We start from the raw sequence: 26,372 nt of genomic DNA on the forward strand, positions 1-26,372 counted from the left end.
CGTCAGCGCCTCACCGCCGCAAGGCCCTGCGGCCGGATCGCCAGCACCACGACCATGATGACGAAGGTCAGCATCACCGCATAGGTCGGCATGTAGACCGAGCCGAACTGCTCGGCGAGGCCGACGATCAGCGCGCCCATCGCCGCGCCGGGGATCGAGCCCATGCCGCCGACGATGACGACGACAAGCGAGGACAGGAGGATCTTGGTGTCCTCGCCCGGCTGCAGCGACTGGAACGTGCCGCCGACGACGCCGGCGAGGCCCGCGAGCCCGGCACCGAAGGCGAAGACCATGATGAAGACGAGCTGCACGCGTACGCCGGTCGCCGAGAGCATGTCGCGATCGTCGACGCCGGCGCGCACCAGCATGCCGATGCGGGTGCGGTTGAGCGCGAGCCACATCGCGATGCCCAGGATGATCGCGCCGATCAGGATGGCGATGCGGACCAGCGGATAGGTCATCATCACCGCCTCGCCATTGCCACGCAGCGCGACGACGAAGGGCAGTTGGATCGGCCCGGACAGCCAGTCCGGCGTCGTGACCTGGAAGGTGTCGCCGCCATAGCCCCAGAGCAGCAGGTCGGCGACGATGATCGAGAGGCCGATCGTGACCAGCGTCTGGCGCAGGTCCTGGCCCTCCATCCAGCGGAAGAGCAGCACCTGCATCAGCATGCCGGCGAGGGCGACGATCACGAACGCGCCGATCAGCGCGGCGAACCAGGATCCGGTCAGGTTGCCGATGCTGTAGCCGACATAACCACCGAACAGATAGAGCGAGCCATGCGCCAGGTTGACGTTGCGCATCAGGCCGAAGATCAGCGTGAAGCCGCTGGCGACGAGGAAATACAGGCCGCCGAGCGTGATGCCGTTGAACAGCGCGCTCAGGAATACGCGCTTCCTGCCGAAGGTCAGCTCCATCCACGGCGTCCAGACCGCGAAGATCAGGAAGGCAAGGAGAGCGACGGCGATCAGGATCACCAGCGACCAGATCGGGCGGCGGCCGATGAAATCAGACATGGCTCGCCTGCGAGGGCGGGAGGCCGACGGTGCGCAGCACTCGCCGATAGTCGCGCGGCGCCATGCCGACATGGGCGGTGAAGAAGCGGGTGAACACGCTCTGGCCGGAGAAGCCGAGGCGGTGGCTGATGCTGGTCACCGGGTCGCTCGACAGCACGATCCGCTCGAGCGCCGCGTCAATTCGGGCGGTATTGGCGAAGATGGTCGGGGTCACGCCGACCTGTTGCCGGAAGAGCTTGAAGAAATGGGCGCGCGACAATCCGGCCTCGCGCGCGATCCGGGCGAGCGCGCCTTCGGACGAGGTATGCTGCTCCAGCAGCCGGCAGGCGCGCAGCACGCGCCGATCGAGCGCGCCTGCCGAGGTGTCATGTAGCAGCGAGGAGACCAGCTCGGGTCCGATCGGTTCGCTGGAGGCCTGCGCCAGCGCCATCAGCACCGGGGCGAGATTGAGCTCGCGGTGCTGCGACAGCAGCATCTCGACCGCCTGGTCACGCCAGGCGGCGAGCTCGCGGGTTATGACCAGTTCGGATGACGGGAAGACCAGCGAACCGGCCGACGGCATGGCCTGCGCCGCGAGCCATTCGGGCTTGAGATAGATGACGAGGAAGAGCCCGAAGGCACCCGGCTGCTCCGGCTGGAAATTATGCGGTTCCCAGGGATTGACCGCAACGCCCATGAAGGGATCGACACGGACCGTGTGGTCATTGACGGTCACAAGTCCCCGCGAGCCCTCGAGAAAGAAGATCAAATGCGCTTCGCGGTGGGCATGCACCACCATCGGGCGATCGAGATTATAGATCGACACCCGTCCGAAGGGACCGTGGCAGACCGCGACTGCGCGACTCATGGCTCCTCGCGTAGCAATGCCCGGTGGCGCGCGGCTGCCTCATCAGGTGAGCCTTCGCCCGACGGCGCACAAAGGATGCGCGCGACGTCGTTGACCGGAGCGGGACGGCTGGCCGGGCAGGACAAGATCGATCGTGTCCTGCCCGGGGAGTCAGTCGGTACGAACGACTAAGGCTTGCATTCCGGATTGGTCCGGGAGGGCAGCCCCACCGCCTTGAAGGCTTCCGCCGACAGCCCCATCGTCTTCGAGACATTCGGGACGGTGCGGACGAATTTGTTGGTGAGGTCGCCGTTCGGCCCCTCGACGACTTCGGTGATGAAGGTCGTCGCGATCGCCTGCCGGTCGTCGTCGAGCTTGATCGGCCCGTTCGGGGCATCGAGCTCGACCTTGGCGAGTTCCGCCCGGAACTTCGCGCCGCCGTCGGAGAGGTCGGCGTTCACCTTTTCCAGCCCCGTCGCCATGCCGTTGAAGGCGTTGTAGTAGTTGGTCGCGAACAGCGACGGGCTCGCGAAGCGCTTATCCGCCGGGAAGGCGTCCTGATAGGCCTTGACCCAGGCCTTCCATTTCGGATCGTCCCAGGCATCCGCCACGCCGCCGGAGGAGGGCGTGCCGACGAGCAGACGCTTGGCGTTCCCGCGCGAGGACAGCACGGTCTGGTCGACCATGATCGACCCGCCGACGAACTTCGCCTTGCCGCCGGTCTGACCATACTGGTTGAGGAAGTTCACGGAGTCGCCGCCGCCGAGACCGAGGAAGACGGCGTCGACGTCATCGGGGATATTGGCGATGACCGAGCCGAAGTCCTTGGTCCCGAGCGGGACCCACTGGCGCTGCACGATCTGGCCGCCGGCCTTGCAATAGCCGAGGGCGAAGCCGAAGACCTGCGTATAGGGGAAGGAGTAATCCTCGCCGATGACGGCGAGCTTCTTGTAGCCCTTGTCCTTGAAGACATACTCGCCGAGACCGGCCATCCACATCGCGCCGTTGCTGTTGAAGCGGAAGTAGTTCGGCGATGGGTTGACATAGGTGGTCTCGAGCGCGCCGGAAGACGCATCGACCACGGTGACGTTGGGCACCGTCTTCGAGTAGTCGCGCATCGCGATGCCCTCGGAGCCCGAAAGCGGGCCGAGGATGAGCTGGACCTTGTCCTGCTCGACGAGCTTGCGCGCGGCCCGCAGCGCCGAGTCCGGGCTGGCGTCGGTCGCCGCGATGATGAACTCGACCTCGCGGCCGGCGATCTTGCCGCCACGCTGCTTCAGCGCGATCTGCGCGCCGCGGACACCGTCTTCGCCGCCCGAGGTCAGCGCGCCCGAAAGCGTTGCCAGCACGCCGATCTTGAGTTTTTCCTGAGCCTGGCCGGTCGTTCCAGCCGCAATCAAAGCGCACGCCGCGACGGCGGCCATGAGTGCCTTCCGCATTGCATTTACCTCCCTGCGTGGACGGCCGCGCCGAAGGTTTCCAACGGCGGAGCCGATGGCGGATTTTTTATCCCGCTCTAAATCTAGGCTAGCACAGGCGGTTCTACTGCCAAGGTCGTAGATATTGCCGAGGGTCTGCTTTTCGCTGCCGGAGCGGACAAGGCGATGCAGGACATTGCGAGACCCCGGGCGCCCTCAGATTTGCGCTCGTGACGGATGGAGGGACGGATTTGCATTTCCTCTTCGACGGCCCGGAAGAGGCCAGGTACACAATTCTCCTGGCCCATGGCGCAGGGGCTCAGATGGATTCCGCGTCGATGACCGCTGCGACGGAAAGCCTGGCTGGGCAGGGGTTTCGCGTCGCCCGCTTCGAGTTCGCCTATATGGCCAGCCGCCGCAGCGAGGCCGGCCGCAAGCCGCCACCGCGGGCCGAGACGCTCAAGCCGGAATACCTGGCTGCGATCGAGGCGCTCGGCCCGTCGCGATCGCTGATCATCGGCGGCAAGTCGATGGGCGGGCGTGTCGCCAGCATGGTCGCCGACGACCTGTTCGCGGCCGGCCGGATCGGGGGCCTGCTCTGTCTCGGCTACCCGTTCCATCCGCCGGCAAAGCCGGAGCAGCTACGGACGCAGCATCTGGCCGATCTCAGGACGCCGACGCTCATCGTCCAGGGCACGCGCGACGAATTCGGCACGCGCGAGGAGGTCGATGGCTATGCCCTGTCGCCGGCGATCGAGATGCTCTGGCTGGAGGATGGCGATCACGACCTGCGCCCGCGCAAGGCGTCGGGCTTTTCGGCGAGCGGGCATCTGGCGACAATGGCCAAGACCGTCGCGGCCTGGGCGGAGGCGAGGCCGGGCCAGAGGTGAGGGCGAGGGCGTTCAGCGCGCCCGGCAGTCGCCGCTTCGGAACGACTTGACCAGCCGGGAGATTACCGGGTCGAAGGCCTTCTGCCGTTCCCGATCGTACTCGATACGAAAATAGGCAACCGCCCGGTCGCAAGCTGGGATGGCGCGCGCATAGAGGATGCGGTTTTCCCTGGCTCCGGACCAGGCGGCTCCGCTCTTGTTCTGCGTCTGGTAGCTGATGGCCCAGCCGTCGCGCTCGTCGAATGCCTGGCGCTGCTTGGCCTCGGCTGCAAGACTGCTTGCGGTCGGATAGCTGCCCCAGACCCGCAACTCGCCAGTGCCGTCCGGAGACGCCGAGACACCACCGTCGCCATTGTCGGCCTCCTCTATCTTGGAGAAGCCCGGCGGGATGTCGATCCAGTATTGGAAGCGGGCATTGCCATAGCGCTGCCAGTCAGAAGCTGCAGCGGGCAGGACAATGGCGGTCAGCAGCGCGAGCAGGCCGGCCTTGAGGAACCTGGCCGGCGGGGTTCCTGCGGGCCGTCGAGCGCCCGGCTCTCCATTCCACTTCATTGGATGCGATCTTCCGTTCACCGCGGCGCGGTATGATGCGTGCCGGCTAGCGCCCGTCCTCAGCCAAGCCGCGCCACGGAGCGCAGATCCTCCGCCGTGGTCGTGGGCAGGCCGAAGAATTCCAGATAGGCCGGGATCTGCTCGAACAGCATGTCGGTGCCGACCTGGATCTGGCAGCCGCGCTGCTGCGCCGCCGCCAGGAAGGGTGTGATGGTCTGCGCCATCACCACTTCGCCGACGAAGGCGGAGGCGGGCAGGCGCTCGATGTAGAGCGGGAGCGGATCGCTCGGCTTCATCCCGAGCGGGGTCGCATTGACGACGATGTCGAAGCCGGCCGGATCGTTCGATCCCGTCGACACCTTGAGCGCGGGATAATAGCGGGTGAGCCGTCCTCCCAGTGCCTCTGCCGCCCCGCCATTCATGTCGAACAGGCCGAGCTCGGCCACTCCAGCCTTGGCGAGCGAAGCGGAGATCGCCGAGCCGACGCCGCCCGCGCCGACCACGAGCGCGCGGGTGCCGGCGACCTGGCGGCCCTTGCGCAGGACGCCGCGCACGAAGCCCTCGCCGTCGAACATGTCGCCGGTCAGCCGGCCGTCGGATTCGCGGCGTACGGCATTGCAGGCCCCGGCGATGGCGGCCGTCGGCATGAGATCGTCGACCAGGCCGGTCGTCACCACCTTGTGCGGCATGGTGACGAGCGCGCCATGGGCATTGGAGAGCCGGAAGAACAGCCTGAGGAAATCGGGATAGTCCTCGGCGCGGCTGCCCATGGGGACGACCACCGCGTCGATGCCGTCGCGCTCGAAATAGGGATTGTAGATCAGCGGCGCCTTGAAGCTCTCGGTCGGGAAGCCGAGATGGCCGATGAGCTTTGTCTTTCCGCTGATCATGGTTCGTTCTGTCCTGTTTCGGACCGGAGGAAGGCGGCGTGGCTCAGCCGGCGCTGCCTGCCCTCATCGGAATGCCGAGAATCTCGCGCGCCTGCTGCCAGGTCGCGACGGGCCGGCCGTATTTCCGGCAGAGTTCGGCTGCCTGCGCGACCAGCGCCGCGTTCGAGGGCGCGAGCCGCTCGCGGTCGAGGCGGACATTGTCTTCAAGGCCGGTGCGGGCATGGCCGCCGGCGGCGATCGCCCATTCGTTCAGCACGATCTGGTTCGAGCCGATGCCGGCCGCGCACCAGGGCGCGTTCTCGCCGAACAGGCGCTTCACGGTTCGGATGTAGTAGTCGAACACGTCGCGATCGACCGGCATCGCGTTCTTCACACCCATGACGAACTGGACGTAAGGGCGCTCGACGATCTGGCCGCGCTGCCACATCTCATGCGCCTTGAGGATGTGCGAGAGGTCGAAGGCCTCGATCTCCGGCTTGACGCCATGGGTCACCATCTCGGCGGCGAGCCAGTCGACCAGGTCAGGCGCATTCTCGTAGACGCGGGTCGGGAAGTTGTTCGAGCCGACGGCGAGCGAGGCCATGTCCGGCCGCAGCGACAGCATGGCGCCGCGGGCCTGGCCGGCGCCCGAGCGGCCGCCGGTCGAGAGCTGGACGATCATGCCGGGGCAATGCTTCTCCAGGCCTTCCTTGAGGCGGCCATAGCGCTCGGGGTCCGAGCTCGGCTTGCCTTCGTCGTCGCGCACATGACAGTGCGCGATGCTGGCGCCGGCCTCGAAGGCCTCCTGCGTGCTCTCGATCTGCTCGGCGATGGTGATCGGCACCGCCGGGTTGTTGGCCTTGGTCGGCAGCGAGCCGGTGATGGCGACGCAGATGATGCAGGGCTGCGTCATGGCTCAGACGTCCAGGAACACGGTCTCGCCTTCGCCCTGGAGGCGAATGTCGAACCGGTAGACGCCAGGCGCGGTGCGCTTTGCGATCAGGGTCCGGCGGCGATTCTCCTGCTCGACGAGGCCGAGCACGGGATCGGCGCTGTTGTCCTCGTCGTCGAAATACATCCGCGTGTTGAGACCGATGTTGATGCCGCGCGAGACGAGCCAGAGGCTGATATGCGGCGCCATCACGCGGTTGTTGCGGCCCCGAACGGGCCCGGGCTTGATCGTCTCGAAGCTCCAGAGGCCGCTGTCGAAATCGGTGATGATCCGGCCCCAGCCGCGGAAACCGGCTGCGACCTCGGCGTGGCGCGGGTCCTCGGGATGAGGGTAGATGCCATTGGCGTCGGCCTGCCAGGCTTCCAGCAGTATGTCCTTCACCGGCGCGCCGGTGCCGTCATAGACCAGGCCCTCGACGCGGATGCGCTCCCCGGGCACGTCCGGGCCGGCGATGATCTGGCCGAGCTCCTGGCGATAGATGTCGAAGCCCGCCGCACCCGGTGCCAGGCCGATATGGACATAAGGGCCGGCGGTCTGGGAGGCGGATTCCTTCAGATAGGGCAGAGCCTGGACCATGATCAGTTGCCCTCCAGGCGGTTCTCGAACAGGGTCGAGCGGCGGCCGCGCAGCACGATGTCGAACTTGTAGGCGAGGCAGTCGAGCGGCACGCCGGCGTTCAGGTCGAGTGGCGCGATCAGCTGGTCGATGGCGCGCTGGTCGGGAATCGTCGCGACGATCGGGCATTTCGCGATCAGCGGGTCGCCCTCGAAATACATCTGGGTGATCAGGCGCTGGCTGAAGGCCGTGCCGAAGACCGAGACGTGGATATGGGCCGGGCGCCAGTTGTTGACCCAGTTGCGCCAGGGATAGGCGCCGGGCTTGATCGTGCGGAAGAAGTAGTAGCCGTTCTCGTCGGTCAGCGTGCGGCCGCAGCCGCCGAAATTCGGGTCGATCGGCGCGAGATAGGTGTCCTTCTTGTGTCGGTAGCGCCCGCCGGCATTGGCCTGCCAGATCTCGACCAGCGTGTTCGGCACGCCGCGGCCGTTCTCGTCGAGGACACGGCCATGGACGATGATGCGCTCGCCGACCGGGTCGCCCGACTTGGCGTAGTTCTTGATCAGGTCGTTGTCGATCGGGTCGATGTCGCTGTGGCCGAAGGTCGGGCCGGTGATTTCCGACAGCGAGCCCTGGAGCGAGAGCATCGCCAGGCGCGGACTGCGCGCGACCGAGGTCTTGTAGTCCGGCGTCAGCGCCGGCGGCTGCAAGGTCCGGTCACGCTGGTAGAACTCCGCTGGTTTCATGACGTTTCCTCTCCTTGTTCTTATGATCTTATGCCTGCTCTTCCTGAGCCATGGCTGCGAAGATGTCCTTCGCGATCTTGATGGCGTGGTTGGCGCGCGGGACGCCGGCATAGATTGCGACGTGGAGGAGGGCCTCCATCACATCCTCCTTGCTCGCCCCGGTGTTGCGCGTGGCGCGCAGATGCAGGGCGAGCTCCTCGTAATTGCCGAGCCCGGCCAGGAGCGCGATCGTCATCATCGAGCGTTCGCGCGCCGGCAGCGTGTCTCGGCCCCAGACATGGCCCCAGGCGGCATCGGTGATCAGGGCCTGGAAGGGCGCGTCGAACGCGGATTTGTTGGCCTCGGCGCGGTCGACATAGGCTGCGCCCAGCACGCGGCGGCGGGTCGACATGCCTTTCTCGGCAAGTTCAGTCATGGGCGTTGACCCTCAGGAATGGCGACAGGATCGCAGCATAGGCCGCGGGCTTCTCGACGCAGGGCAGGTGGCCCGCGCCGGGAATGACGTGGAAGGCGGAGCCGGGGATCAGTGCGGCCGTCGCTTCGACCAGCTCGGCCGGAGAGGCGCCGTCGGCATCGCCGGCGATCGCCAGAGTGGGCAGGCGCAAGGCAGCGGTCGCGGCAGTCTGGTCGGCCCGCGAGAGCGCCTTGCAGGCGGCGATGTAACCGTCCGCCGGCGTCCGGGTCAGCATGGCGCGCCAGAGCGCGAGCTCCGGCGTGGCGCGGAAGGCGGGGGCGAACCAGCGCTCCATGACGGCGTCGGCGATATGCTCCAGCCCATGGCCGGCGATGGCATCGATGCGGGCCTGCCAGCTCTCGACCGTGCCGAGCTTTGCTGCGGTGTTCGAGAGGACGAGAGCGCGGACAAGCTCGGGACGCCGGCTCGCCACGGTCTGGCCGATCAGGCCACCGATCGAGAGGCCGACGAAGACGACCGGCTTGCCCGCCAGCGCCTCGATCAGCGCGATGGCGTCGTCGGCATGATCAGCGATGTCGGTACCGCCGCCCAGCGTCGAGAGGCCGTGGCCCTGCTTGTCGTAGCGGATATAGCGCAAATCCTGGGGCAGAAGCGGCAGGACCGCATCCCAGAGCCGCAGATCCGTGCCGAGCGAGTTGGCGAAGATGACCGTCGGAGCGTCCGCCGGGCCGTCCGTGCGATAGTGGAGAGCGCCATAAGGGCGGGTAAAGGCTTGCACGATCTCTCCTCCTGGCCATAACCTATCAGGGTGAAACAGGCCCGAACAATGCAAAGATCGCTAGGATACATAATCAAATGATTATGCACCCTGCCGTCAAGCTGCGCCATATCCGGGCCTTCCTGGATATTGCGGCCGAGGGTAGCCTGTCGGCGGTCGCGCGTCGCCAGGGCATCACGCAGCCGGCGCTCAGCCGCACCCTCGCGGAATTGGAGACTTTGCTGGCGACGCCGCTGTTCCGGCGCGAGAAGCGGCGCCTCGCGCTGACCGAGCAGGGCGCGCTCTTCCGCCGCCATGCCAGCATTGGCTTGCAGGCCTTCGAGGCCGGCGCGGCGGCGCTGCATCCGGGCGCGCCGGGCAGCACGATCAGGGTCGGCGTGCTGCCGACGGCGGCGACGCGCCTGTTCCCGCGCGTGGCGCTGCGCTTCCGCGAGATCGCGCCCGAGACCGTGCTGGCGATCGAGACCGGGCCGCATTCCTATCTGGTCGGGCTGCTGCGCGAGGGTGCGATCGACCTCATGCTCGGGCGCATGCCGGTGGCCAGCGAGATGGCCGGCCTGGTCTTCGCCCATCTCTACGAGGAGGAGATCACGCTGGTCGCGCGCGGCGACCATCCGCTGCGCGACGAGCCGGTGGCGCAAGTGCTGGCACGGTCGCCGGTGCTGCTGCCGCCCGCCACGGCGATCATCCGCCGTGCGGTCGACGACTATCTGATGACCTTCAACCTGGCGGGGTTGCAGCCCGCCTTCGAGACGGTGGCGCTGCCGGTTGGACGGGCGATCCTGCTCGGCTCGGATGCCGTCTGGTTCATTTCGCGCGGTGTCGTCGCCGACGACCTCGATCGCGGCGATCTCTGCGAGATCTCGACCGGCGCGCGCTTCCTGTCGGGGGCGGTCGGCCTGACCAAGCGCCAGGGCGGGCCGGCGGTCCCCGGCCTCGACCTGCTGGAGCGATTGACCAAGGAGAGCGCCGACCGGCAAGGTTAGCGTTTGGGCATCCCCGCAGGACGCGCCGCGCGCTTCTGCGCGGCGATGCGGAAAGGGGCATTCGGGGCGCCATAGCCCTGATAATTGCCCTGCCGCTGCACGATCTCGAAGAAGAAGCCATCGGGTCGCGGCGCCGAATAGAACTGGAAGAACTGCCCACCGGCGTCCTCGTCGTAGAGGATGTTGGCGAGGCGCATCCGCTCGATCAGTGCCGGCGGCAGGCCGAAGCGCGCCTCGACGTCGTGATAGTAGTTCGCGCCGATCTGCAGCACCGGGAAACCGTGCGCGGCCATCGCCGCCGCGGTGGCGAAGATGTCGTCGCTGGCGAAGGCGATGTGCTGGACCGAGGAGCCGAAGCTGTCCTCGATGAAGCGCCCGGCCAGGGTCCCGCGCGCGCTGGCCCCGTTCAGGGTGACGCGCAGGCCGCCGGACTGTACCGCCTGCGAACGCACCAGCCCGTCGGGATCGACGACGTCGACGACCGGCGACTTATGGGCGTCGAAGATGCTGGTGTAGAACAGCGACCAGCTCAGCATCTCGTCATAGGGCATGGTCTGGCCGACATGGTCGATCCGCGTGAGCCCGGCGCCTGCGGCGGCCGGGCTCGTCCTGAAGTCGATGTCCCAGATGCGGCCGAGATCGGATGTCGCATCCAGGAAGCGCAGGACGCTGCCGCCGACGCCGCGAATGGCGGGGATGCTCAGCTCGCCCTCGCCCGCAGCCTGCGCATGCGGCTGGGCGAGCAGTGCGCTCGCGCGTTCGAAGGCGGCGCGCGCATCGGGCAGCATCAGCGCGATCTCCGACACCGCCGTGCCGTGGACGAGATAGGAGCTGTTGGCGAAGCCGCTGGCGTCGGTGTTGACCAGTACGTTGACGCCGCCCTGTCGCCACAGGCCCACCGGCTTCGAGACATGGTTGCCGGTGTTCTCGAAACCGCAGGAGCGCAGCAGCGCCTCGATGCCCGGCGCTTCCTCCGCACTGGTGGCGAATTCGAGGAACTCGACCCCCGCAACCGGGGCCGGCGGGGGGAAGGCGGGCAGGTCCGCGGGCAGCGCCGGCTCGGCCCGGCGCACTCGGTCCATCACCGCGATCAGGCTGCGATGGCCGTCCTGCGCCACCAGGCGCGGCAGGCCCGAGCGGAACTGGTCGTTGAAGATCTCGAGGCTGAGGGGCCCGGCATAACCCGTCGCGGTCACGGCGCGCATGAAGCCGGCGACGTCGAGATCGCCTTCGCCCGGCATGTTGCGGAAGTGGCGCGACCAGTAGAGCAGGTCCATGTCGATCGCCGGCGCATCGGCGAGCTGCACGAAGAAGATCCGGTCGCCGGGGATCGCACGGATCGAATCCGGATCGATGCGCCGGGCGAGCGTGTGGAAGCTGTCGAGGATCAGGCCGACATTCGGATGATCGGCGCGCCGCACCACCTCCCAGGCGTCGCGATGGTCGTTGACGAAGCGGCCCCAACACAGCGCCTCGAAGCCGACGCGCACGCCGTGCCGCTTCGCCAGATCGCCGAGATCGTGAAAATCCTGGGCCATGCGGTCGATGCCGCCGAGGGCGGCCGGATGCGTCGTCGAGCAGACCAGCACGAGATCGGTGCCGAGCTGGTTCATCAGCTCGAATTTGCGGGCTGCGCGGGCGAAGGCCCGGCTGCGATAGGGCTCGGGCAGGCTCTCGAAGTCGCGGAAAGGCTGGAACAGCGTGATCTCGAGCCCGGCGTCGCGCACCATCTGGCCGACCTCGCCGGGCGTGAAATCCGAGGCGAGAAAGTCCTGCTCGAAGATCTCGATGCCGTCGAAGCCGGCACCCGCGATGGCTTCGAGTTTCTGCGAAAGATTGCCGGACAGCGAGACCGTTGCGATCGACGTCTTCATTCTCTGCCCTTTCGCGACGGCGCGCGCCTGCATGCCCGAAACTCGCCTGGCCAGAGGCCGGCGCGGATTCGCGGGGCCACGATACCCGGCTGGCGGCGGAAGTGTAGCCCGAAGGTCATCTGAAACGATTGAGGCCACTGCCCAGGCGAGTTGCCTCGACGGTGCGGGAGGTTCAGCACGTCGATCCTCTGTCGAGAGCTGGGCGCGGCGGAAGCGGCACGCCGAGCGGGCTGCTCGTTTGAGCGCTTCCTGCAACAATACATAATGTCTAGATTATGGATTTCAGCGCATTTTGCATTATTCGTCGCGATTTCGTCTTGGTAGGTTATGAGCAGAAGGAGAGATTGCACAAGATTCAGCCCTGCGATGGACTGCTCGGCGCTTGCGCGGACGGCCTCGCGGCGGCTTGGGTGAGCCCCGTTCTGGCGGCGAGGCAGGACTTGCGAGCCGCCACCGCCTGCTTCTCATCCGAATTTTCCCTGCGCGCGAGATAGGCCGCCGGTACGGCCGAATATCGATCGCGCTGGCGGGTTTGAGTGTCTGACGAGAGCGGCGTCCGGATCGCCGCAGATTGTGCCTGCCTCGCATAAGCGCCGCACGAAAAGCTGCGGCGCAATAAACAGAAACTAGTCATCGGGAGTGGAGCATGACGGCAGCTTTGCATGCTGACATCCAGCACACGCAGCAATCGACGAAGGCGGCAGCAAGCGGCTGGATCGGCTCGGCGCTGGAGTATTATGACTTCTTCATCTACGCGACCGCAGCAGCGCTGATCTTCCCGCAGATCTTCTTTCCGTCGAGCAATCCGACCGTGGCGATCGTCGCCTCGCTGGCGACCTATGGCGTCGGCTATGTCGCCCGCCCGATCGGCGCCTTCGTGCTCGGGCACTGGGGCGACACGCACGGACGCAAGAATGTGCTTGTCCTGTGCATGTTCCTGATGGGCTTCTCGACCATCGCGGTCGGCCTGCTCCCGACCTATGAGCAGGTCGGCATCCTGGCGCCGATTCTCCTCGTCCTCATGCGCCTGATCCAGGGCTTCGCCGTCGCCGGCGAGATCTCGGGCGCGAGCTCGATGATCCTCGAGCACGCGCCCTTCGGCCGCCGCGGCTATTACGCCAGCTTCACGCTGCAGGGCGTGCAGGCGGGGCAGATCCTGGCCGCGGCCGTCTTCCTGCCGCTGGCCCATTTCATGCCGGAGGCGGCGTTCAACAGCTGGGGCTGGCGCATTCCCTTCCTGCTGAGCTTCATCGTCATCATCGCGGGCTGGATCATCCGTCGCGAGGTCGACGAAACCCCGGCCTTCAAGGAGGAGGACAGCCAGAACGCGACGCCGCGCTCGCCCGTAATCGAGGCGATCCAGACCAGCTGGCCGGACATGATCCGGGTCATCCTGATGGCGCTGATGAACGTCATCCCGGTCGTCGCCACCATCTTCGGCGCCGCCTATGCGGTCCAGGCCGCCTATGGCATCGGCTTCCACAAGGATGTCTATCTCTGGATCCCGGTGATGGGGAACATCGTCGCCTGCCTGATCATCCCCTATGTCGGAAACCTGTCCGACAAGATCGGACGTCGTCCGCCCATCATCGTCGGCGCCCTCGGTTCCGGTCTGCTCGCCTTCGGCTATCTCTATGCGATCTCGATCCACAGCGTGCCGCTGGCGATCGTGATGTCGCTGCTGATGTGGGGCGTGGTCTATCAGGGCTACAACGCGGTCTTCCCGAGTTTCTTTCCGGAGCTGTTCCCGACCCGGACCCGCGTGTCCTCGATGGCGATCTCGCAGAATCTCGGCACCGCCGTCACCGCGCTGCTGCCGGCGCTGTTCGCCACCGTCGCACCTCCTGGCTCGCAGAACGTGCCGCTGGTGGTCGGCGCGATCACCTTCGCCATCTGTGCCGTCGCGGCGGCGGCGGCCTGGTCGACCCGCGAGACCTACCGCGTCCGGATGAACGACCTCGGCAATCCCGAGGCGGCTCCGGTCGACCAGGCGAGCTATGAGCGCCTGCGGGACGAGAGCATCGCGGCCTCGCGGAGCTAGAGCAGGATCGGGCCGGCCTGGTTTGACCGGCAGGGCGGCTCGCGGTCACGCTGCATCCGGGCGGAAGCGTCCTGATGCAGCGTGATCGATTCCGAGGGTCGAGACGGCTTTGCGACGCCGTAGATCCGTCCGGCGCCGGCGCCGGGCTTGCCCATTCGATCGGCCGTGAGGTAGCCATGTCGTCGGCGCCATCGCATCGGACCGAATGGTCGAAGCCTTCTTTTGAGAAGATCGGGCGCGATAACAACGAGATGGATCGCGCTGCCGCATCGTTCCGGCCGCGCCGTGACCTTAGCCGCGGAGACCGAATGCAGCGGAAATCTCGCCTGTGACTGCCGCGCCGGGAAAGCGCATCATCATTGTCGGCGGCGGTGCCAGCGGCGTGTTGATGGCGTGCCACCTGCTGCGCGATCCGCGCGACAACTGCGTGGTGACGCTGATCGAGCGCCGCGAGCGGGTCGGGCCCGGCCTGGCCTTCTCGACCGATCGTCCCGAGCATTTGCTGAACGTCCGGGCCGCGAACATGAGCGCCTTTCCGGACGATCCGCTGCACTTCTGGCACTGGCTGAGCGAGGCTGCCGCGAGCCGGTTCGAGCCCTGCCCGGATCCCTACTGCTTCGCGCCGCGGCATCTGTACGGCGAGTACATGTCCCAACTGATCGCCCAGGAGCGTGCCGGGCCGGATGGGCAGGATCGGCTGACCATCGTCCGAGGCGAATGTCGGACCATCGAGGAGAGGGCGGGCAGGGTCGTCGCGACGCTCGACGACGGGACGACGCATCTCGGCCAGGTCGCCATCCTCGCGACCGGCAACGAAGCCTATGACTGGCAGCAGGCCGATCGCCATGTCAGCCCATGGACGGCAGAGGCGACGCGAGCGGCGGAGATCGGAAAGCCGATCCTCATCCTCGGGACCGGCCTGTCGATGGTCGACTATGTTCTGACCCTGCTGCAGAAAGGCTTTGCCGGGCCGATCCATGCGCTGTCGCGGCGCGGCCTTCTGCCGAGGGTCCACCGCGATGCCTCGCCTGTTCGCTTCGACAAGGAGGACATCCCCTTCGGCGCCAGCGGCGCGTCGCTCCTGCGCTGGTTCCGCGCCAGGCTCGCCGATCACGAGCGCCAGGACGGCGACTGGCGCGGCGTCGTCGACGGCGTGCGGCCCTTCAGCCAGGAAATCTGGTGGAAGCTGTCGAGCCGGTCGAAAGCGCGCCTGCTCGAGCATGCGCGGGCACATTGGGACGTTCATCGCCATCGCATGGCGCCGCAGGCCGACAGGCAGCTGCAGGACGCGATGGCCAGCGGGCAGCTGCGCATTCTCTCGGGCAGGATGCTATCCTGCGAAGCCGGCGAGCACGGCTTAAGCGTCTCCTATCGCCCGCGCGGGCAGCCCGCTCCCGAGATGTTGTCGGTCGGCAGCATCATCGATTGCAGGGGGATCACCGGCGATCCCTTCCTCTCGACCAATCCAGTCTTGCAGTCGTTGCTCCGGCAGGGATTGGCGCGGGTCGACGCATTGCGCATCGGCATCGATGTCTCGGCCGATCATGCAGTGCTCGATGCCTCAGGGGCGGCCTCGCGCCGGCTTTTCGCGATCGGACCACTGACACGGGCAGCGTTCTGGGAGACCGTCGCCATTCCCGACATCCGCGAGCAGTGCACAAGGCTCGCGCGCCAGATCGGATTGCTGTCGGTGGCGGCCTGACGTGAGAGTGTGGGCCTGCTGAGCTTCGATCACGCCCGCGCCCCGCAGCGTTTCAGACAAGGTTAAACACTGCGAGCGCCGCGACGACGACGAATGCCACGCCGAGCATTGTCAGCTGGACCCAATGCCCTGCTCGGCCGCGCCTGGCGCGGGCAGGATGAGCCGGCACGGGATGCCGATGGTCACTTCAGAGATCCTGGACCGTCTCGAAGAAGCTGCGCACCAGCGGCAGGCGCTGGCGTTCCGCCCGGCAGACGACGTATTCGCCGACATCGAACTCGGCGCCGGTGATGACGATGCGCTTCAGGCCGGCTTCCGGCCTGAACTCGGAGGCAAAGACCACGCCGATGCCGAAACCGAAGGCGACGGCCTCGCGGACCGCCTCGCGCGACTGCACCTCCAGCAGGTTCGCCGGTTTGATCCCGGCGACCGAGAGCCGGTTCTCGAAGACCTCCCGGGTGATCGAGCCCCGCTCCCGCAGGACGATATCCTGGCCGGCGAAGGCCTCGATCGGCAAATGCTCGTGCCTTGCCAGTTCGTGCTGATCCGAGACGAAGGCGATGAGATCGTCGGAGCGCAGCTTGATGCTGTGGATGCGCGGGTCGGAGTTGGCGCGCGCCGTGATCGCCACGTCGGCGGCGAAGTCCATGATCTGGTCGACGACCTCCGAGGAATTGCCGATCGTCAGCGAGAAGGTCAGGCCCGGATAGCGCTCGCGCATGCGGGCGAGGGTGGACATGACATGAGTGGCGCTGTCGGCCGCGATCCGCAGATGGCCCCGCTGCAAGGTGCGGCTGCCGGCGAGCAGCGACTGGGCCTCGTCCTCCGCCGCGAACAGCCGGGCCGTGATGACGAACAGGCTCTGCCCGAGCGGGGTCAGCTTCACCTGCCTGCCGGCACGATCGAACAGCCTGACGCCATAGGCGTCCTCCAGCCCGCGGACCTGGGCGGACAGGGTCGGCTGGCTGACATTGCGCGTCCTGGCGGCGCCGGTGAAGCTCTGGGCCTCGGCCACGGCATGGAAGGCGGAGAGCCCGGAATAGCTGATGGCCATGCCATAGATCCTATCTATGGACGATATGGAAACGATGTATTGGACCTATGTCAATCGCGATCCTAGCGTCGAGATCACCGCCGCAACGACATCGCGAGACCCTCATGGCCCAGGCCCGCCGCCCTGCCTCCTCCGAAACCGGTGATCCTCTTCTCCTGACCCCTGGCCCGCTGACGACGAGCAAGGCCATCAAGGAAGCGATGGTTCACGACTGGGGTTCGCGCGACGCCACCTTCGTGGGGATCAACAAGGCCGTCCTCGATGAGCTGCCGAAGATCATCCATGGCGGCGAGGACTTCGTCACGGTGCCGATGCAGGGCTCCGGCACCTTCGCGGTCGAGGCCATGCTGACCACCTTCGTGCCGCGCGACGGCAAGATTCTGGTCCTGATCAACGGCGCCTATGGCCAGCGCGCCAAGCGCATCCTGGAGATCGCGGGGCGCGGCGTCGTCGTCCACGAGACCGCCGAGGACACACCGCCCGATCTTGCCGAGGTCGACCGCATACTGGTGGCGGATGCCGGCATCACTCACGTCTTCACCGTCCATTGCGAAACCACCAGCGGCATCCGCAACCCGGTCGAGGCGATCGCGGCGCTGGTCAAGCGCCATGGCCGCCGGTTGCTGGTCGATTCGATGAGCGCCTTCGGCGCCCTGCCGCTCGACAGCCGCGAGGTCCATTTCGACGCGGTCGCGGCCTCGTCGAACAAGTGCATCCAGGGCGTTCCCGGCCTCGGCTTCGTCATCGCCCGCAAGAGCGCGCTGGCGCAGACCAAGGGCAATGCCACCACGCTGGTGCTCGACCTCTACGACCAGAACGCCGGCTTCGAGCGCACCGGCCAGTACCGCTTCACCCCGCCGATCCACGTCATCGTCGCCTTCCACGCGGCGCTGCAGGAGTTCTGGGCAGAGGGCGGCGTCGCCGGGCGCGGCGAGCGCTATGCCGACAATGCCCGCATCCTGATCGAGGGCATGCAGGAGCTCGGCTTCCGGACGTTGCTGCCGGCGGCCCGGCAGGCGCCGATCATCGTCACCTTCCACATGCCGCAGGACGAGAACTTCGTCTTCCAGCGCTTCTACGACGCGCTGAAGGACGCCGGCTACGTCATCTATCCCGGCAAGCTCACGGTCGCCGACAGTTTCCGGATCGGCTGCATCGGAGCGCTGGGCGCGCAGGATATGCGCAATTTCGTCGCCACCGTGTCGTCGGTTCTCGACGAGATGGGCGTCGGCCTGAAGTCGGCCGCCTGAGGAGCAGATCATGACGGTCCATACGAAAATCGACGGCGCGGTCATCGCCAACGGCCGGGGCTATGCCCGCCCGGCTCGTCCGACGGTGGTGATCTGCATGGACGGTTCGGAGCCGGCCTATATCGAGGCGGCCAGCGCCAAGGGGCTGACGCCGAACCTCGACCGGATCATGCGGGCCGGCGCCAGCACCTACGCCTATTCGGTGATCCCGAGCTTCACCAACCCGAACAACCTCTCGATCATCACCGGGCGCCCGCCGGCTGTCCACGGCATCGCCGGCAACTTCTTCTACGACCGCGAGGCCAAGGAAGAGGTGATGATGAACGATGCGCGCTTCCTGCGCGCCCCGACCATCCTCGCCGAGTTCCAGAAGGCCGGCCTCAAGGTCGCGATGGTCACCGCCAAGGACAAGCTGCGCACCCTGCTCGGCAAGGGCCTCGACTTCAGCAGCGGCTCGGCGATCGCCTTCTCCTCGGAGAAGGCCGACAAGGCCAACAAGGCCGAGAACGGCATCGAGAAGGTGCTCGACTTCGTCGGCATGCCGGTGCCATCGGTCTATTCGGCCGATCTCTCCGAATTCGTCTTCGCCGCCGGCGTCAAGCTGCTCGAGAGCTTCAAGCCGGACCTGATGTACCTCTCGACCACCGACTATGTGCAGCACAAGGCGGCACCCGGCTCGGAGATGGCCGACAGCTTCTACGCGATGTTCGACGGTTATGTCGGCAAGCTCGATGCGCTCGGCTGCACGCTCGTCATCACCGCCGACCACGGCATGAACGACAAGCACCTCGCCAATGGCGAGCCGGATGTCGTCTACCTGCAGAGCCTGATGGACGAGTGGTACGGCAAGGGCACGATGCGCGTGATCCTGCCGATCACCGACCCCTATGTCGTCCACCATGGCGCGCTCGGCTCCTTCGCCACGGTCTACCTGCCTGACGGCGCCAGCCAGGAAGAGGTCGCGGCCCGCATCTCAGGCCTCGACGGCATCGCGCTCGCGGTGACCGCGGCCGAGGCCTGCGAGCGCTTCGAATTGCCGGCCGACCGGATCGGGGACGTCGTCGCGATCTCGACGAGGCAGAAGGTGATCGGCACCTCGCCCGACAGGCACGACCTCTCCGGCCTGACGGAACCCTTACGCTCGCATGGCGGCATCACCGAGCAGCGCGTGCCGATGATCGCCAACCGGCCGATCACCGTCCCGGACGGGCGGACCTTACGCAATTTCGACGTCTTCGACGTCGCCCTCAACCTGGTGCACTGACGATGAACGCGACCGTGAAGCCGCCGGTGCGGCGCGAGGCGATGCGGATCGCCGGCAAGCTGGTCTCGACCGAGGACATGGTCGAAGTCAGGAACCCCTATGACGACAGCGTCGTCGGGCTGATCCCGGCGGCAAGGCCCGAGCATGTCCGCGAGGCCTTCGCCAAGGCCAAGGCGTTCAAGCCGGTGCTGACCCGCTATGAGCGCCAGCGTATCCTGCAGAAGACGGCCGAACTCCTGTTCGCCCGCAAGGAAGACTTCGCCCGGCTGATCACCGCCGAGGCCGGCCTGTGCTGGAAGGACTCGCTCTACGAGGCCAGCCGCGCCTATGACGTCTGGTCCTTCGCGGCCCAGCTCACCATCAAGGACGATGGCGAGATGTTCTCCTGCGACATCTCGCCGAACGGCAAGGCCCGCAAGATCTTCACGACGCGCCAGCCGCTGCTCGGGGTGATCTCGGCGATCACGCCGTTCAACCACCCGCTCAACATGGTCAGCCACAAGCTGGCACCGGCGATCGCGACCAACAACCGCCTCGTCCTCAAGCCGACCGAGCTGACGCCGCTGACGGCGCTGGCGCTGGCCGACGTGCTCTACGAAGCCGGCCTGCCGCCGGAGATGCTGTCGGTGGTCACCGGCAATCCCTCGACCATGGGCGATGCGATGATCACCGATCCCGATGCGGATCTGGTGACCTTCACCGGCTCGGTCCGGGTCGGCAAGCACATCGCCAACACTGCCGGCTACAAGCGCATCGTGCTCGAGCTCGGCGGCAACGATCCGCTGATCGTCATGGAGGACGCCGATCTCGACAAGGCGGCCGAACTCGCGGTCACCGGCGCGACCAAGAACTCCGGCCAGCGCTGCACGGCGGTGAAGCGCATCCTGGTGGTCGAGAGCGTCGCCGAGGCCTTCTCCAAGCTCGTCGTCGAGAAGGCGAAGAAGCTCACATGCGGCGATCCGATGGACCCGGCGACCGATGTCGGCACCGTCATCAATGCCCGCTCGGCCGCGCTATTCCAGGCCCGCGTCGACGATGCCGTGACGAAGGGTGCCGCGGTCCTCTACGGCAAGCGGGCGGAAGGGGCGCTGTTCCACCCGACCGTGGTCGACAAGATCCCCTACACCTGCGAGCTTGTGCATGAGGAGACCTTCGGCCCGGTCATCCCGATCATCAGGGTGCCCGACGACATCGCCAAGGTCATCGCGATCTCGAACTCGACTGCCTATGGCCTGTCCTCCGGCATCTGCACCAACCGCTTCGACTACATCCAGCGCTTCGTCGCCGAGCTGGAGGTCGGTACGGTCAATCTCTGGGAAGTTCCGGGCTACCGGATCGAGATGTCGCCCTTCGGTGGCATCAAGGATTCCGGCCTCGGCTACAAGGAGGGCGTCGTCGAGGCCATGAAGTCCTTCACCAACGTCAAGACATGGTCGATGCCCTGGAGCGCGTGACCTCAGAAGACCAACGCAGGCGGAGCAATCCGCCTGCGTTTTGCATGTCAGGGGAAGAAACGTCGAAAGAGCGTTCAAACCGATCAATAAGAGGGGATGAGATCATGAAGAATTGGCTTGCTACCTGCCTCGTCGGCGCCTTTGCACTCGCGCTTCCTGGCGCCGCCCTGGCGCAGAAGACGAAAGTGACGGTCTATACCGCTCTGGAGAACGATCAGCTCGGCCCGTTCAAGGCCTCGATCGAGAAGGCCGTGCCCGAGGCCGAGGTGGTCTGGGTCCGCGATTCCACCGGCGTCATCACCGCCCGCTTCCTGGCCGAGAAGGACAATCCGCGGGCCGACATGGTGATGGGCCTGGCCGCGTCGAGCCTCCTGATGTTCGAGAAGGCGGGGCTGCTCGAAGCCTACAAGCCCGCCGGCGCCGATGCGCTGAAGCCGGTCTTCCGCGACGGCAGCGAGCCCTACACCTGGACCGGCATGGACGCCTATCTCGGCGTCGTCTGCTTCAACACCGCCGAGGCCAAGGGCGTCCCGGTGCCGACCTCCTGGAAGGACCTGCTCAACCCGGCCCTCAAGGGCAAGATCGTGATGCCGCATCCGGCCTCGTCCGGCACCGGCTATCTGATGGTCGCGGGCTGGCTGCAGAGCATGGGCGAGGCCGAGGGCTGGAAGTTCATGGACGGCCTGCACGAGAACATCGCCGCCTATCTGCATTCCGGCTCGGCGCCTTGCGTCCAGGCGGCGCGCGGCGAGCGGACGGTCGGCCTGGCGCTCGACATGCGCGGCGCCTCCGAGAAGAGCAAGGGCGCGCCGATCGAGGTGGTGATCCCGAAGGAAGGCGTCGGCTGGGAGATGGAAGCCAGCGCCATCGTCAAGGGCAGCAAGAACCTCAGCCTGGCCAAGAAGGTCGCCGACTGGTCGACCACCAAGGAGGCCAACGAGCTCTACTCGAAGACCTATGCGATCGTGGCGGCGCCGGGCATCGAGAACAAGCCCGCCAACTATCCCGCCAATGCCGAAGCCGGGATGATCAAGAACGACCTGGCCTGGATGGCCGATAATCGCGACCGCGTCCTCGCCGAATGGTCGAAGCGCTACGAGTCGAAGGCGGCGCCGAAGAACTGACGCCAGCGCGCCGGCCCGGCTCGCCGCGGCGGGCCGAGCCGGCGCGTTTCATGCAGGGCGAGATGACAGATCACGCCCGAAGCCAGCTGCGCGTCCAGATGAAGGTCGGCAATATGAGCACGAATACGGCTCCGTTTATCTCGATCCGCAAGCTCGCCAAGAGCTTCGGCGCCTTCCAGGCCCTGCGCAGCATCGATCTCGACATCCACCGCGGCGAATTCGTCTGCTTTCTCGGCCCGTCGGGCTGCGGCAAGACCACTCTGCTGCGCGCCATCGCCGGCCTCGACCCGCAGGACAGCGGCAGCATCCTGATGGGCGGGCGCGACGTCTCCCGTGCGAGCCCTGCCGAGCGCGATTTCGGCATCGTCTTCCAGTCCTATGCGCTGTTCCCGAACCTAACGGTCGCCGACAATGTCGGCTACGGACTGGTCAACCGCCGTCGGCCGTCGGCGGAGATCACCAGGCGCGTCGACGAACTGCTCGCGCTCGTCGGCCTGCCCGAACAGAGCAAGAAGTACCCGATCCAGCTCTCGGGCGGGCAGCAGCAGCGCGTCGCCCTGGCCCGCGCGCTGGCGACCGCGCCGGAACTGCTGCTGCTCGACGAGCCGCTCTCGGCGCTCGACGCCAAGGTCAGGATCAGGCTGCGCGACGAGATGCGCTCTCTCCAGCAGCGGCTCGGCGTGACCACGATCATGGTCACCCACGACCAGGAGGAGGCCCTCGCCATGGCCGACCGCATCGTCGTGATGAGCAATGGCGCCGTCGAGCAGGTGGGCACGCCCGAGGAAATCTATCGCCGCCCAGGCACGCCCTTCGTCGCCGATTTCGTCGGCCACATGACCTTCCTCGATGCCGTCGTCACCGGGCCGGGCCAGGTGCGCGTCGGTGAGCTCGACCTGCTCGTCGCCAATGCCGCGCCCTTTGCAGTGGGCACGTCGGTGCGGCTCGCCATGCGTCCCGAGGAGGTCCGCACCCGCTCGATCACGGCCGAGACCCCGAACCGCTTCGATGCGACGATCGGCGATCTCTCCTTCCTCGGATCCTATTGCCGGGCGCATCTGGAGCCGACGCATTCGCGCTCGACGCGGATCGCCGCCGATTTCTCGACCAATGCGATGCGCGATCTCGGCATCCAGCCGGGACAGGTGCGCACGGTCGCCTTTCCGCCGGAGGCGCTGCATGTCTTTGCCGGGGGCAGTCGATGAGCCATGCCGCGACACCGCTCACGATGACAAATGCCACCGTGAAGCTCTCGCCGCCGCGGCTCAGCGAACGCCATGTCGCCGGCGTGCTGATCCTGGCGCTCTGCGCGGTGCTCATCCTGATCATCGCCTTGCCGCTCTGGGCGCTGCTGTCCAAGAGCCTTGAGGACGGGGAGGGCCGCTTCGTCGGGCTGGCGAACTTCGTCAGCTATGCCACGACGCCGACGCTGCTCTCCTCCCTGACCAACAGCCTGCTCGTCGCCAGCGTCACCACGGGAATCGTGCTGCCGCTCGCCTTTCTCTACGCCTACGCCCTGCGCCGCAGCTGCATTCCCGGCCGCGGGCTGTTCTATGCCGCGGCGATGGTGCCGGTCTTCGCACCCTCGCTGCTGTCGGGCCTCGCGCTGATCTACATCTTCGGCAATCAGGGCCTGCTCAAATCCTGGATGATGGGCGCTTCGCTCTACGGGCCGGTCGGTATCATCGCCGCCGAGGCGCTCTACAGCTTCCCCCATGCCGTGCTGATCCTGGTGACGGCGCTCGGCCTCTCGGACGGCCGCCTGCGCGAGGCGGCCGAGGCGATGGGTACGACGCGCTGGCGCATCTTCCACACGATCACGCTGCCGGGCGCGCGCTACGGCGTGATCAGCGCGGCCTTCGTGGTCTTCACGCTGGTGATCACCGATTTCGGCATTCCCAAGGTGATCGGCGGGCAGTTCAGCGTGCTGGCGACCGACGCCTATCGCCAGGTCGTCGGGCAGCAGAACTTCCCGATGGGCGCCGTTGTCGGCATCATCCTCCTGGTGCCGGCCGTGCTCGCCTTCTTCGTCGACCGCGCCGTCCAGCGCCGCCAGAGCGCCATGCTCTCGGCCCGCGCCGTGCCCTATGCGCCGCGGCCCGACAGGCGCCGCGACCTCGCGCTCCTCGGCTTCGTCAGCCTGACGGCGCTCGCCATCGTCGGCCCCTACGGCATCGCGATCTGGGGCTCCTTCGTCAAATACTGGCCCTATAACCTCTCGCTGACGTTGAACAATTACGACTTTGCCGCCGTCGATCCCGAGGGCTGGTCGACCTATGGCAATTCGCTGCTGCTGGCCTCGCTGACGGCGGTGATCGGCACGGCGCTGATCTTCACCGGCGCCTATCTGATCGAGAAGCTGAAGCTGTTCCCGCGCCTGCGCGCCTTCGCCCAGTTCCTGGCGATGCTGCCGATGGCGGTGCCCGGGCTGGTGCTCGGCCTCGGCTATGTCTTCTTCTTCAACGCCGGCTGGAATCCGCTCAACGCTCTCTACGGCACCCTGACCATCCTGGTGATCAACACCATCGCCCATTTCTACACGGTCGGGCACATCACCGCCCTGACCAGCCTGAAGCAGATCGACAGCGAGTTCGAATCGGTCTCCGCTTCGCTCAAGGTGCCGTTCTGGTCGACCTTCCGGCGTGTCACCGCACCGATCTGCCTGCCGGCGATCCTCGACATCGCCGTCTATGTCTTCGTCAACGCGCTGACCACGGTCTCGGCCGTGATCTTCCTCTATGGTGCCGACACCAAGCTCGCCTCGATCGCCATCGTCCACATGGACGAAGCCGGCGCCATCGCCTCGGCCGCCGGCATGGCGAGCGTGATCATGCTGACCGCCATCGCCGTGAAGCTCGCCCATGTCGGGCTCGACCGGTTGGTATTCGGCCGCCTGCAACGCTGGCGCCAGCGCTAGCTCCGCCGGACGCGTCGCCATGACAGGACAGACGCCGACCCAGATCCTGCTCGCGCTCGCCGGCGAGGTCGCGCTGCTGCTCTGGAGCGTGCAGATGGTAACGGCGGGCATCTCCGCCGCCTTCGGCAGCCGCCTGCGCGCCGTGCTGGCGACCGGCCTCGACAGCCGCTGGCGCGCCTTCGGGGCCGGCGTACTGGTGACCGCCGGCCTGCAGTCCAGCACCGCCACGGCGATGATGATCGCCTCCTTTTCAGGGGCGGGGCTGATCGCGCTCGCGCCGGCGCTGGCGATGATGCTCGGCGCCAATGTCGGCACGACGCTGATCGTCCAGTTCGTCAGCTTCGACACCGGCACGCTCGTGCCGCTACTGATCCTGGCGGGCTATGCCGGCATGCGGCGCTTCGGGCGGTTGCCGGCCCGGGAAACCGCGAAGGCGCTCTTCGCCCTCGGCCTGATGCTTTTGTCGCTGCGGCTGATGCAGGGCACGATGGGGCCGGTCGAGCATTCGCAGGTGCTGCGCACGGTGCTCGGCTCGCTCTCCGGCGATCCGCTGATCGCCCTGCTGCTGGCGGCGGCGCTGAGCTTCGCCGCCCATTCCTCGCTCGCCGCGATCCTGATCGTGATGAGCCTTGCCGCCACCGGCGTGATCGGCACGCCGACCATGCTCGCGATGGTGCTGGGCTGCAATCTCGGTACGGCGATGAACCCGCTCGTCCAGGCGCTCAAGGGCAATGCCGCGGCGCGTCGGGTGCCGCTCGGCAACATCGCCAACAGGGCCCTCGGCTGCCTGCTCGGATTGGTTCTGCTGCCCTTGCTGACCCGGCTCGTCGAGCAGCTTGCTCTTGCGCCTGCGCAGGCGGCGGCCTTGTTCCATCTCGCCTTCAACCTGGCGATGGCGGCGCTCTTCCTCGTGCCGCTGCCGGCGATCGCGCGGCTGCTGATGCGCGTCATGCCCGAGCCTGCCCCGGAGGCCGATCCGTCGCGCTCGCGCTATCTCGACAAGGCCGCTCTGGCGACGCCGACGATCGCACTCTCCAATGGGACGCGCGAGGTGCTGCGCATGGTTGATGTCGTCGACGACATGCTGAAGTCCTCGCTCTCGGCCTTCGAAGGCGATGATCTCGCGCGCGTCACTGCAGTGAGCCGCGCCGACGACGTGCTCGACAGCCTGTTCAACCATATCCAGCTCTATGTCGGCGCGATCCCCCGGACGGCCCTGTCGGAAGCCGATGAACGCCGGCTCTCGGCGGTGCTGGTGCTGGCGATCAACCTCGAGCATATCGGCGATATCGTCGAAAAGAACCTGATGCAGATTGCCGGGCAGCGCATCCACGACCAGCGCCGGCTGCCGCCCGAGGCGCTCGAGCGCATCGCCGACATGCACCAACGGCTGCGCGATCACCTGCGCCTTGCGATCACCGTCTTCATCTCCGAGGACGAGATGACGGCGCGCCGCATCATCCGCGAGAAGGAGACTTTTCGCGAGCTGGAACGCGAGGCGATCGAGTCCCATCTCGCCGAGATGCGCACCGGCCAGCGCGAGGCCGTCGTCGTCAGCGCACTGCAGCTCGACATCACCCGCGACCTCAAGCGGATCGACGCCCACATCGCCGCGACCGTGCACGGGCTGCTGGAGCAGAAGGGCGCCCTGATCGGCAGCCGGCTGCTGCGCGCGGCGGAGTGAAGGAG

The 26,372-nt window shown here is 66.8% G+C and carries 23 protein-coding genes; 11 read left to right on the plus strand and 12 right to left on the minus strand.

From position 1 onward, the window contains the following. Positions 1-2: 2 nt before the first annotated feature. The 3 genes from V7S63_RS08155 to V7S63_RS08165 form a co-directional block, all read right to left on the minus strand. A complete protein-coding gene (locus V7S63_RS08155; RefSeq protein ID WP_336529852.1) occupies positions 3-1,016 on the minus strand; it encodes a branched-chain amino acid ABC transporter permease in 1,014 nt (337 codons plus the stop codon). Continuing rightward, positions 1,009-1,863 (minus strand): helix-turn-helix transcriptional regulator, encoded by an 855-nt coding sequence (locus V7S63_RS08160; protein WP_336529853.1) that lies wholly within the window; start codon positions 1,861-1,863, stop codon positions 1,009-1,011. The genes V7S63_RS08155 and V7S63_RS08160 overlap by 8 nt, the downstream gene beginning before the upstream one ends. Positions 1,864-2,030: 167 nt before the next feature. Further along, positions 2,031-3,281, minus strand: coding sequence for an ABC transporter substrate-binding protein (locus V7S63_RS08165; protein ID WP_100959520.1), 1,251 nt, complete (start codon positions 3,279-3,281; stop codon positions 2,031-2,033). 230 nt (positions 3,282-3,511) lie between these two features. Here V7S63_RS08165 and V7S63_RS08170 point away from each other — a divergent pair, with 230 nt between their 5' ends. After that, the gene (locus V7S63_RS08170; RefSeq protein ID WP_336529854.1) at positions 3,512-4,150 is read left to right on the plus strand and encodes an alpha/beta hydrolase family protein; all 639 of its coding nucleotides are present in this window, start codon (positions 3,512-3,514) and stop codon (positions 4,148-4,150) included. A gap of 12 nt (positions 4,151-4,162) precedes the next feature. Here the strand turns inward: V7S63_RS08170 and V7S63_RS08175 are convergent, their stop codons facing one another. The 7 genes from V7S63_RS08175 to pcaD are packed head-to-tail and all read right to left on the minus strand — an operon-like array spanning position 4,163 to position 9,017. After that, positions 4,163-4,702, minus strand: a complete 540-nt coding sequence (locus V7S63_RS08175) for a hypothetical protein (RefSeq protein WP_336529855.1) — start codon at positions 4,700-4,702, stop codon at positions 4,163-4,165. 59 nt (positions 4,703-4,761) lie between these two features. Then, positions 4,762-5,592, minus strand: a complete 831-nt coding sequence (locus V7S63_RS08180; RefSeq protein ID WP_336529856.1) for a shikimate dehydrogenase family protein — start codon at positions 5,590-5,592, stop codon at positions 4,762-4,764. Positions 5,593-5,635: 43 nt separating this feature from the next. Further along, positions 5,636-6,484: a 3-oxoadipate:acetyl-CoA acetyltransferase gene (locus V7S63_RS08185; RefSeq protein ID WP_336529857.1), complete on the minus strand. Its 849-nt coding sequence runs from the start codon at positions 6,482-6,484 to the stop codon at positions 5,636-5,638. Positions 6,485-6,487: 3 nt separating this feature from the next. After that, on the minus strand, positions 6,488-7,099 hold the full coding sequence (pcaG, locus tag V7S63_RS08190; RefSeq protein WP_336529858.1) for a protocatechuate 3,4-dioxygenase subunit alpha: 612 nt from the start codon (positions 7,097-7,099) through the stop codon (positions 6,488-6,490). A gap of 2 nt (positions 7,100-7,101) precedes the next feature. After that, the gene (gene pcaH / locus V7S63_RS08195; protein ID WP_100959515.1) at positions 7,102-7,824 is read right to left on the minus strand and encodes a protocatechuate 3,4-dioxygenase subunit beta; all 723 of its coding nucleotides are present in this window, start codon (positions 7,822-7,824) and stop codon (positions 7,102-7,104) included. A 28-nt stretch (positions 7,825-7,852) separates the two neighbouring features. Next, positions 7,853-8,215, minus strand: coding sequence for a 4-carboxymuconolactone decarboxylase (pcaC, locus tag V7S63_RS08200; RefSeq protein WP_336529859.1), 363 nt, complete (start codon positions 8,213-8,215; stop codon positions 7,853-7,855). A 16-nt stretch (positions 8,216-8,231) separates the two neighbouring features. After that, positions 8,232-9,017, minus strand: coding sequence for a 3-oxoadipate enol-lactonase (pcaD, locus tag V7S63_RS08205; RefSeq protein ID WP_336529860.1), 786 nt, complete (start codon positions 9,015-9,017; stop codon positions 8,232-8,234). A 77-nt stretch (positions 9,018-9,094) separates the two neighbouring features. Here pcaD and V7S63_RS08210 point away from each other — a divergent pair, with 77 nt between their 5' ends. Further along, a complete protein-coding gene (locus V7S63_RS08210; protein ID WP_336529861.1) occupies positions 9,095-10,003 on the plus strand; it encodes a LysR substrate-binding domain-containing protein in 909 nt (302 codons plus the stop codon). Here V7S63_RS08210 and V7S63_RS08215 read toward each other — a convergent pair. Then, on the minus strand, positions 10,000-11,877 hold the full coding sequence (locus tag V7S63_RS08215; protein ID WP_336529862.1) for a bifunctional sugar phosphate isomerase/epimerase/4-hydroxyphenylpyruvate dioxygenase family protein: 1,878 nt from the start codon (positions 11,875-11,877) through the stop codon (positions 10,000-10,002). The two genes, V7S63_RS08210 and V7S63_RS08215, sit on opposite strands and share 4 nt — an antisense overlap. Positions 11,878-12,523: 646 nt before the next feature. Here V7S63_RS08215 and V7S63_RS08220 point away from each other — a divergent pair. Then, entirely contained in the window at positions 12,524-13,918 is a 1,395-nt protein-coding gene (locus tag V7S63_RS08220) for an MFS transporter (protein ID WP_100959509.1), read from the plus strand. 328 nt (positions 13,919-14,246) lie between these two features. Further along, on the plus strand, positions 14,247-15,620 hold the full coding sequence (locus V7S63_RS08225; RefSeq protein ID WP_336529863.1) for an FAD/NAD(P)-binding protein: 1,374 nt from the start codon (positions 14,247-14,249) through the stop codon (positions 15,618-15,620). 187 nt (positions 15,621-15,807) lie between these two features. Here the strand turns inward: V7S63_RS08225 and V7S63_RS08230 are convergent, their stop codons facing one another. After that, positions 15,808-16,674 (minus strand): LysR substrate-binding domain-containing protein, encoded by an 867-nt coding sequence (locus V7S63_RS08230; protein ID WP_091838566.1) that lies wholly within the window; start codon positions 16,672-16,674, stop codon positions 15,808-15,810. 104 nt (positions 16,675-16,778) lie between these two features. Between V7S63_RS08230 and V7S63_RS08235 the strand changes: the two genes are divergently transcribed. The 7 genes from V7S63_RS08235 (at position 16,779) to V7S63_RS08265 (ending at position 26,367) form a co-directional block, all read left to right on the plus strand. After that, a complete protein-coding gene (locus V7S63_RS08235) occupies positions 16,779-17,924 on the plus strand; it encodes a 2-aminoethylphosphonate--pyruvate transaminase (protein ID WP_336529864.1) in 1,146 nt (381 codons plus the stop codon). A 10-nt stretch (positions 17,925-17,934) separates the two neighbouring features. Continuing rightward, complete coding sequence (gene phnA / locus V7S63_RS08240) at positions 17,935-19,188, plus strand: phosphonoacetate hydrolase (protein ID WP_336529865.1); 1,254 nt, start codon at positions 17,935-17,937, stop codon at positions 19,186-19,188. A 2-nt stretch (positions 19,189-19,190) separates the two neighbouring features. Beyond that, the gene (gene phnY, locus V7S63_RS08245) at positions 19,191-20,642 is read left to right on the plus strand and encodes a phosphonoacetaldehyde dehydrogenase (protein ID WP_336529866.1); all 1,452 of its coding nucleotides are present in this window, start codon (positions 19,191-19,193) and stop codon (positions 20,640-20,642) included. Between the two features lie 104 nt (positions 20,643-20,746). Beyond that, the gene (locus V7S63_RS08250; protein ID WP_336529867.1) at positions 20,747-21,766 is read left to right on the plus strand and encodes a putative 2-aminoethylphosphonate ABC transporter substrate-binding protein; all 1,020 of its coding nucleotides are present in this window, start codon (positions 20,747-20,749) and stop codon (positions 21,764-21,766) included. 62 nt (positions 21,767-21,828) lie between these two features. Continuing rightward, positions 21,829-22,971 carry a putative 2-aminoethylphosphonate ABC transporter ATP-binding protein gene (locus V7S63_RS08255; protein ID WP_336529868.1) on the plus strand — a complete coding sequence of 381 codons (1,143 nt, stop codon included), beginning with the start codon at positions 21,829-21,831 and terminating at the stop codon, positions 22,969-22,971. Between the two features lie 23 nt (positions 22,972-22,994). Beyond that, positions 22,995-24,683, plus strand: coding sequence for a putative 2-aminoethylphosphonate ABC transporter permease subunit (locus V7S63_RS08260; RefSeq protein WP_336529869.1), 1,689 nt, complete (start codon positions 22,995-22,997; stop codon positions 24,681-24,683). Between the two features lie 19 nt (positions 24,684-24,702). Continuing rightward, positions 24,703-26,367, plus strand: coding sequence for a Na/Pi cotransporter family protein (locus V7S63_RS08265; protein ID WP_336529870.1), 1,665 nt, complete (start codon positions 24,703-24,705; stop codon positions 26,365-26,367). The last annotated feature ends 5 nt before the right edge of the window (positions 26,368-26,372 follow it).

Origin of the sequence: Allobosea sp. CCNWLY174 (assembly GCF_037120455.1) — a bacterium.
Taxonomy (GTDB): domain Bacteria; phylum Pseudomonadota; class Alphaproteobacteria; order Rhizobiales; family Beijerinckiaceae; genus Allobosea; species Allobosea lupini.

What these genes read in the sequence shown, in the direction of transcription:
- V7S63_RS08155 (WP_336529852.1), bottom strand. Translation starts at nt 1,016, where the DNA reads ATGTCTGATTTCATCGGCCGCCGCCCGATCTGGTCGCTGGTGATCCTG.
- V7S63_RS08160 (WP_336529853.1), bottom strand. Translation starts at nt 1,863, where the DNA reads ATGAGTCGCGCAGTCGCGGTCTGCCACGGTCCCTTCGGACGGGTGTCG.
- V7S63_RS08165 (WP_100959520.1), bottom strand. Translation starts at nt 3,281, where the DNA reads ATGCGGAAGGCACTCATGGCCGCCGTCGCGGCGTGCGCTTTGATTGCG.
- V7S63_RS08175 (WP_336529855.1), bottom strand. Translation starts at nt 4,702, where the DNA reads ATGAAGTGGAATGGAGAGCCGGGCGCTCGACGGCCCGCAGGAACCCCG.
- V7S63_RS08180 (WP_336529856.1), bottom strand. Translation starts at nt 5,592, where the DNA reads ATGATCAGCGGAAAGACAAAGCTCATCGGCCATCTCGGCTTCCCGACC.
- V7S63_RS08185 (WP_336529857.1), bottom strand. Translation starts at nt 6,484, where the DNA reads ATGACGCAGCCCTGCATCATCTGCGTCGCCATCACCGGCTCGCTGCCG.
- pcaG (WP_336529858.1), bottom strand. Translation starts at nt 7,099, where the DNA reads ATGGTCCAGGCTCTGCCCTATCTGAAGGAATCCGCCTCCCAGACCGCC.
- pcaH (WP_100959515.1), bottom strand. Translation starts at nt 7,824, where the DNA reads ATGAAACCAGCGGAGTTCTACCAGCGTGACCGGACCTTGCAGCCGCCG.
- pcaC (WP_336529859.1), bottom strand. Translation starts at nt 8,215, where the DNA reads ATGTCGACCCGCCGCCGCGTGCTGGGCGCAGCCTATGTCGACCGCGCC.
- V7S63_RS08210 (WP_336529861.1), top strand. Translation starts at nt 9,095, where the DNA reads ATGATTATGCACCCTGCCGTCAAGCTGCGCCATATCCGGGCCTTCCTG.
- V7S63_RS08215 (WP_336529862.1), bottom strand. Translation starts at nt 11,877, where the DNA reads ATGAAGACGTCGATCGCAACGGTCTCGCTGTCCGGCAATCTTTCGCAG.
- V7S63_RS08220 (WP_100959509.1), top strand. Translation starts at nt 12,524, where the DNA reads ATGACGGCAGCTTTGCATGCTGACATCCAGCACACGCAGCAATCGACG.
- V7S63_RS08230 (WP_091838566.1), bottom strand. Translation starts at nt 16,674, where the DNA reads ATGGCCATCAGCTATTCCGGGCTCTCCGCCTTCCATGCCGTGGCCGAG.
- V7S63_RS08235 (WP_336529864.1), top strand. Translation starts at nt 16,779, where the DNA reads ATGGCCCAGGCCCGCCGCCCTGCCTCCTCCGAAACCGGTGATCCTCTT.
- phnA (WP_336529865.1), top strand. Translation starts at nt 17,935, where the DNA reads ATGACGGTCCATACGAAAATCGACGGCGCGGTCATCGCCAACGGCCGG.
- phnY (WP_336529866.1), top strand. Translation starts at nt 19,191, where the DNA reads ATGAACGCGACCGTGAAGCCGCCGGTGCGGCGCGAGGCGATGCGGATC.
- V7S63_RS08250 (WP_336529867.1), top strand. Translation starts at nt 20,747, where the DNA reads ATGAAGAATTGGCTTGCTACCTGCCTCGTCGGCGCCTTTGCACTCGCG.
- V7S63_RS08255 (WP_336529868.1), top strand. Translation starts at nt 21,829, where the DNA reads ATGACAGATCACGCCCGAAGCCAGCTGCGCGTCCAGATGAAGGTCGGC.
- V7S63_RS08260 (WP_336529869.1), top strand. Translation starts at nt 22,995, where the DNA reads ATGACAAATGCCACCGTGAAGCTCTCGCCGCCGCGGCTCAGCGAACGC.
- V7S63_RS08265 (WP_336529870.1), top strand. Translation starts at nt 24,703, where the DNA reads ATGACAGGACAGACGCCGACCCAGATCCTGCTCGCGCTCGCCGGCGAG.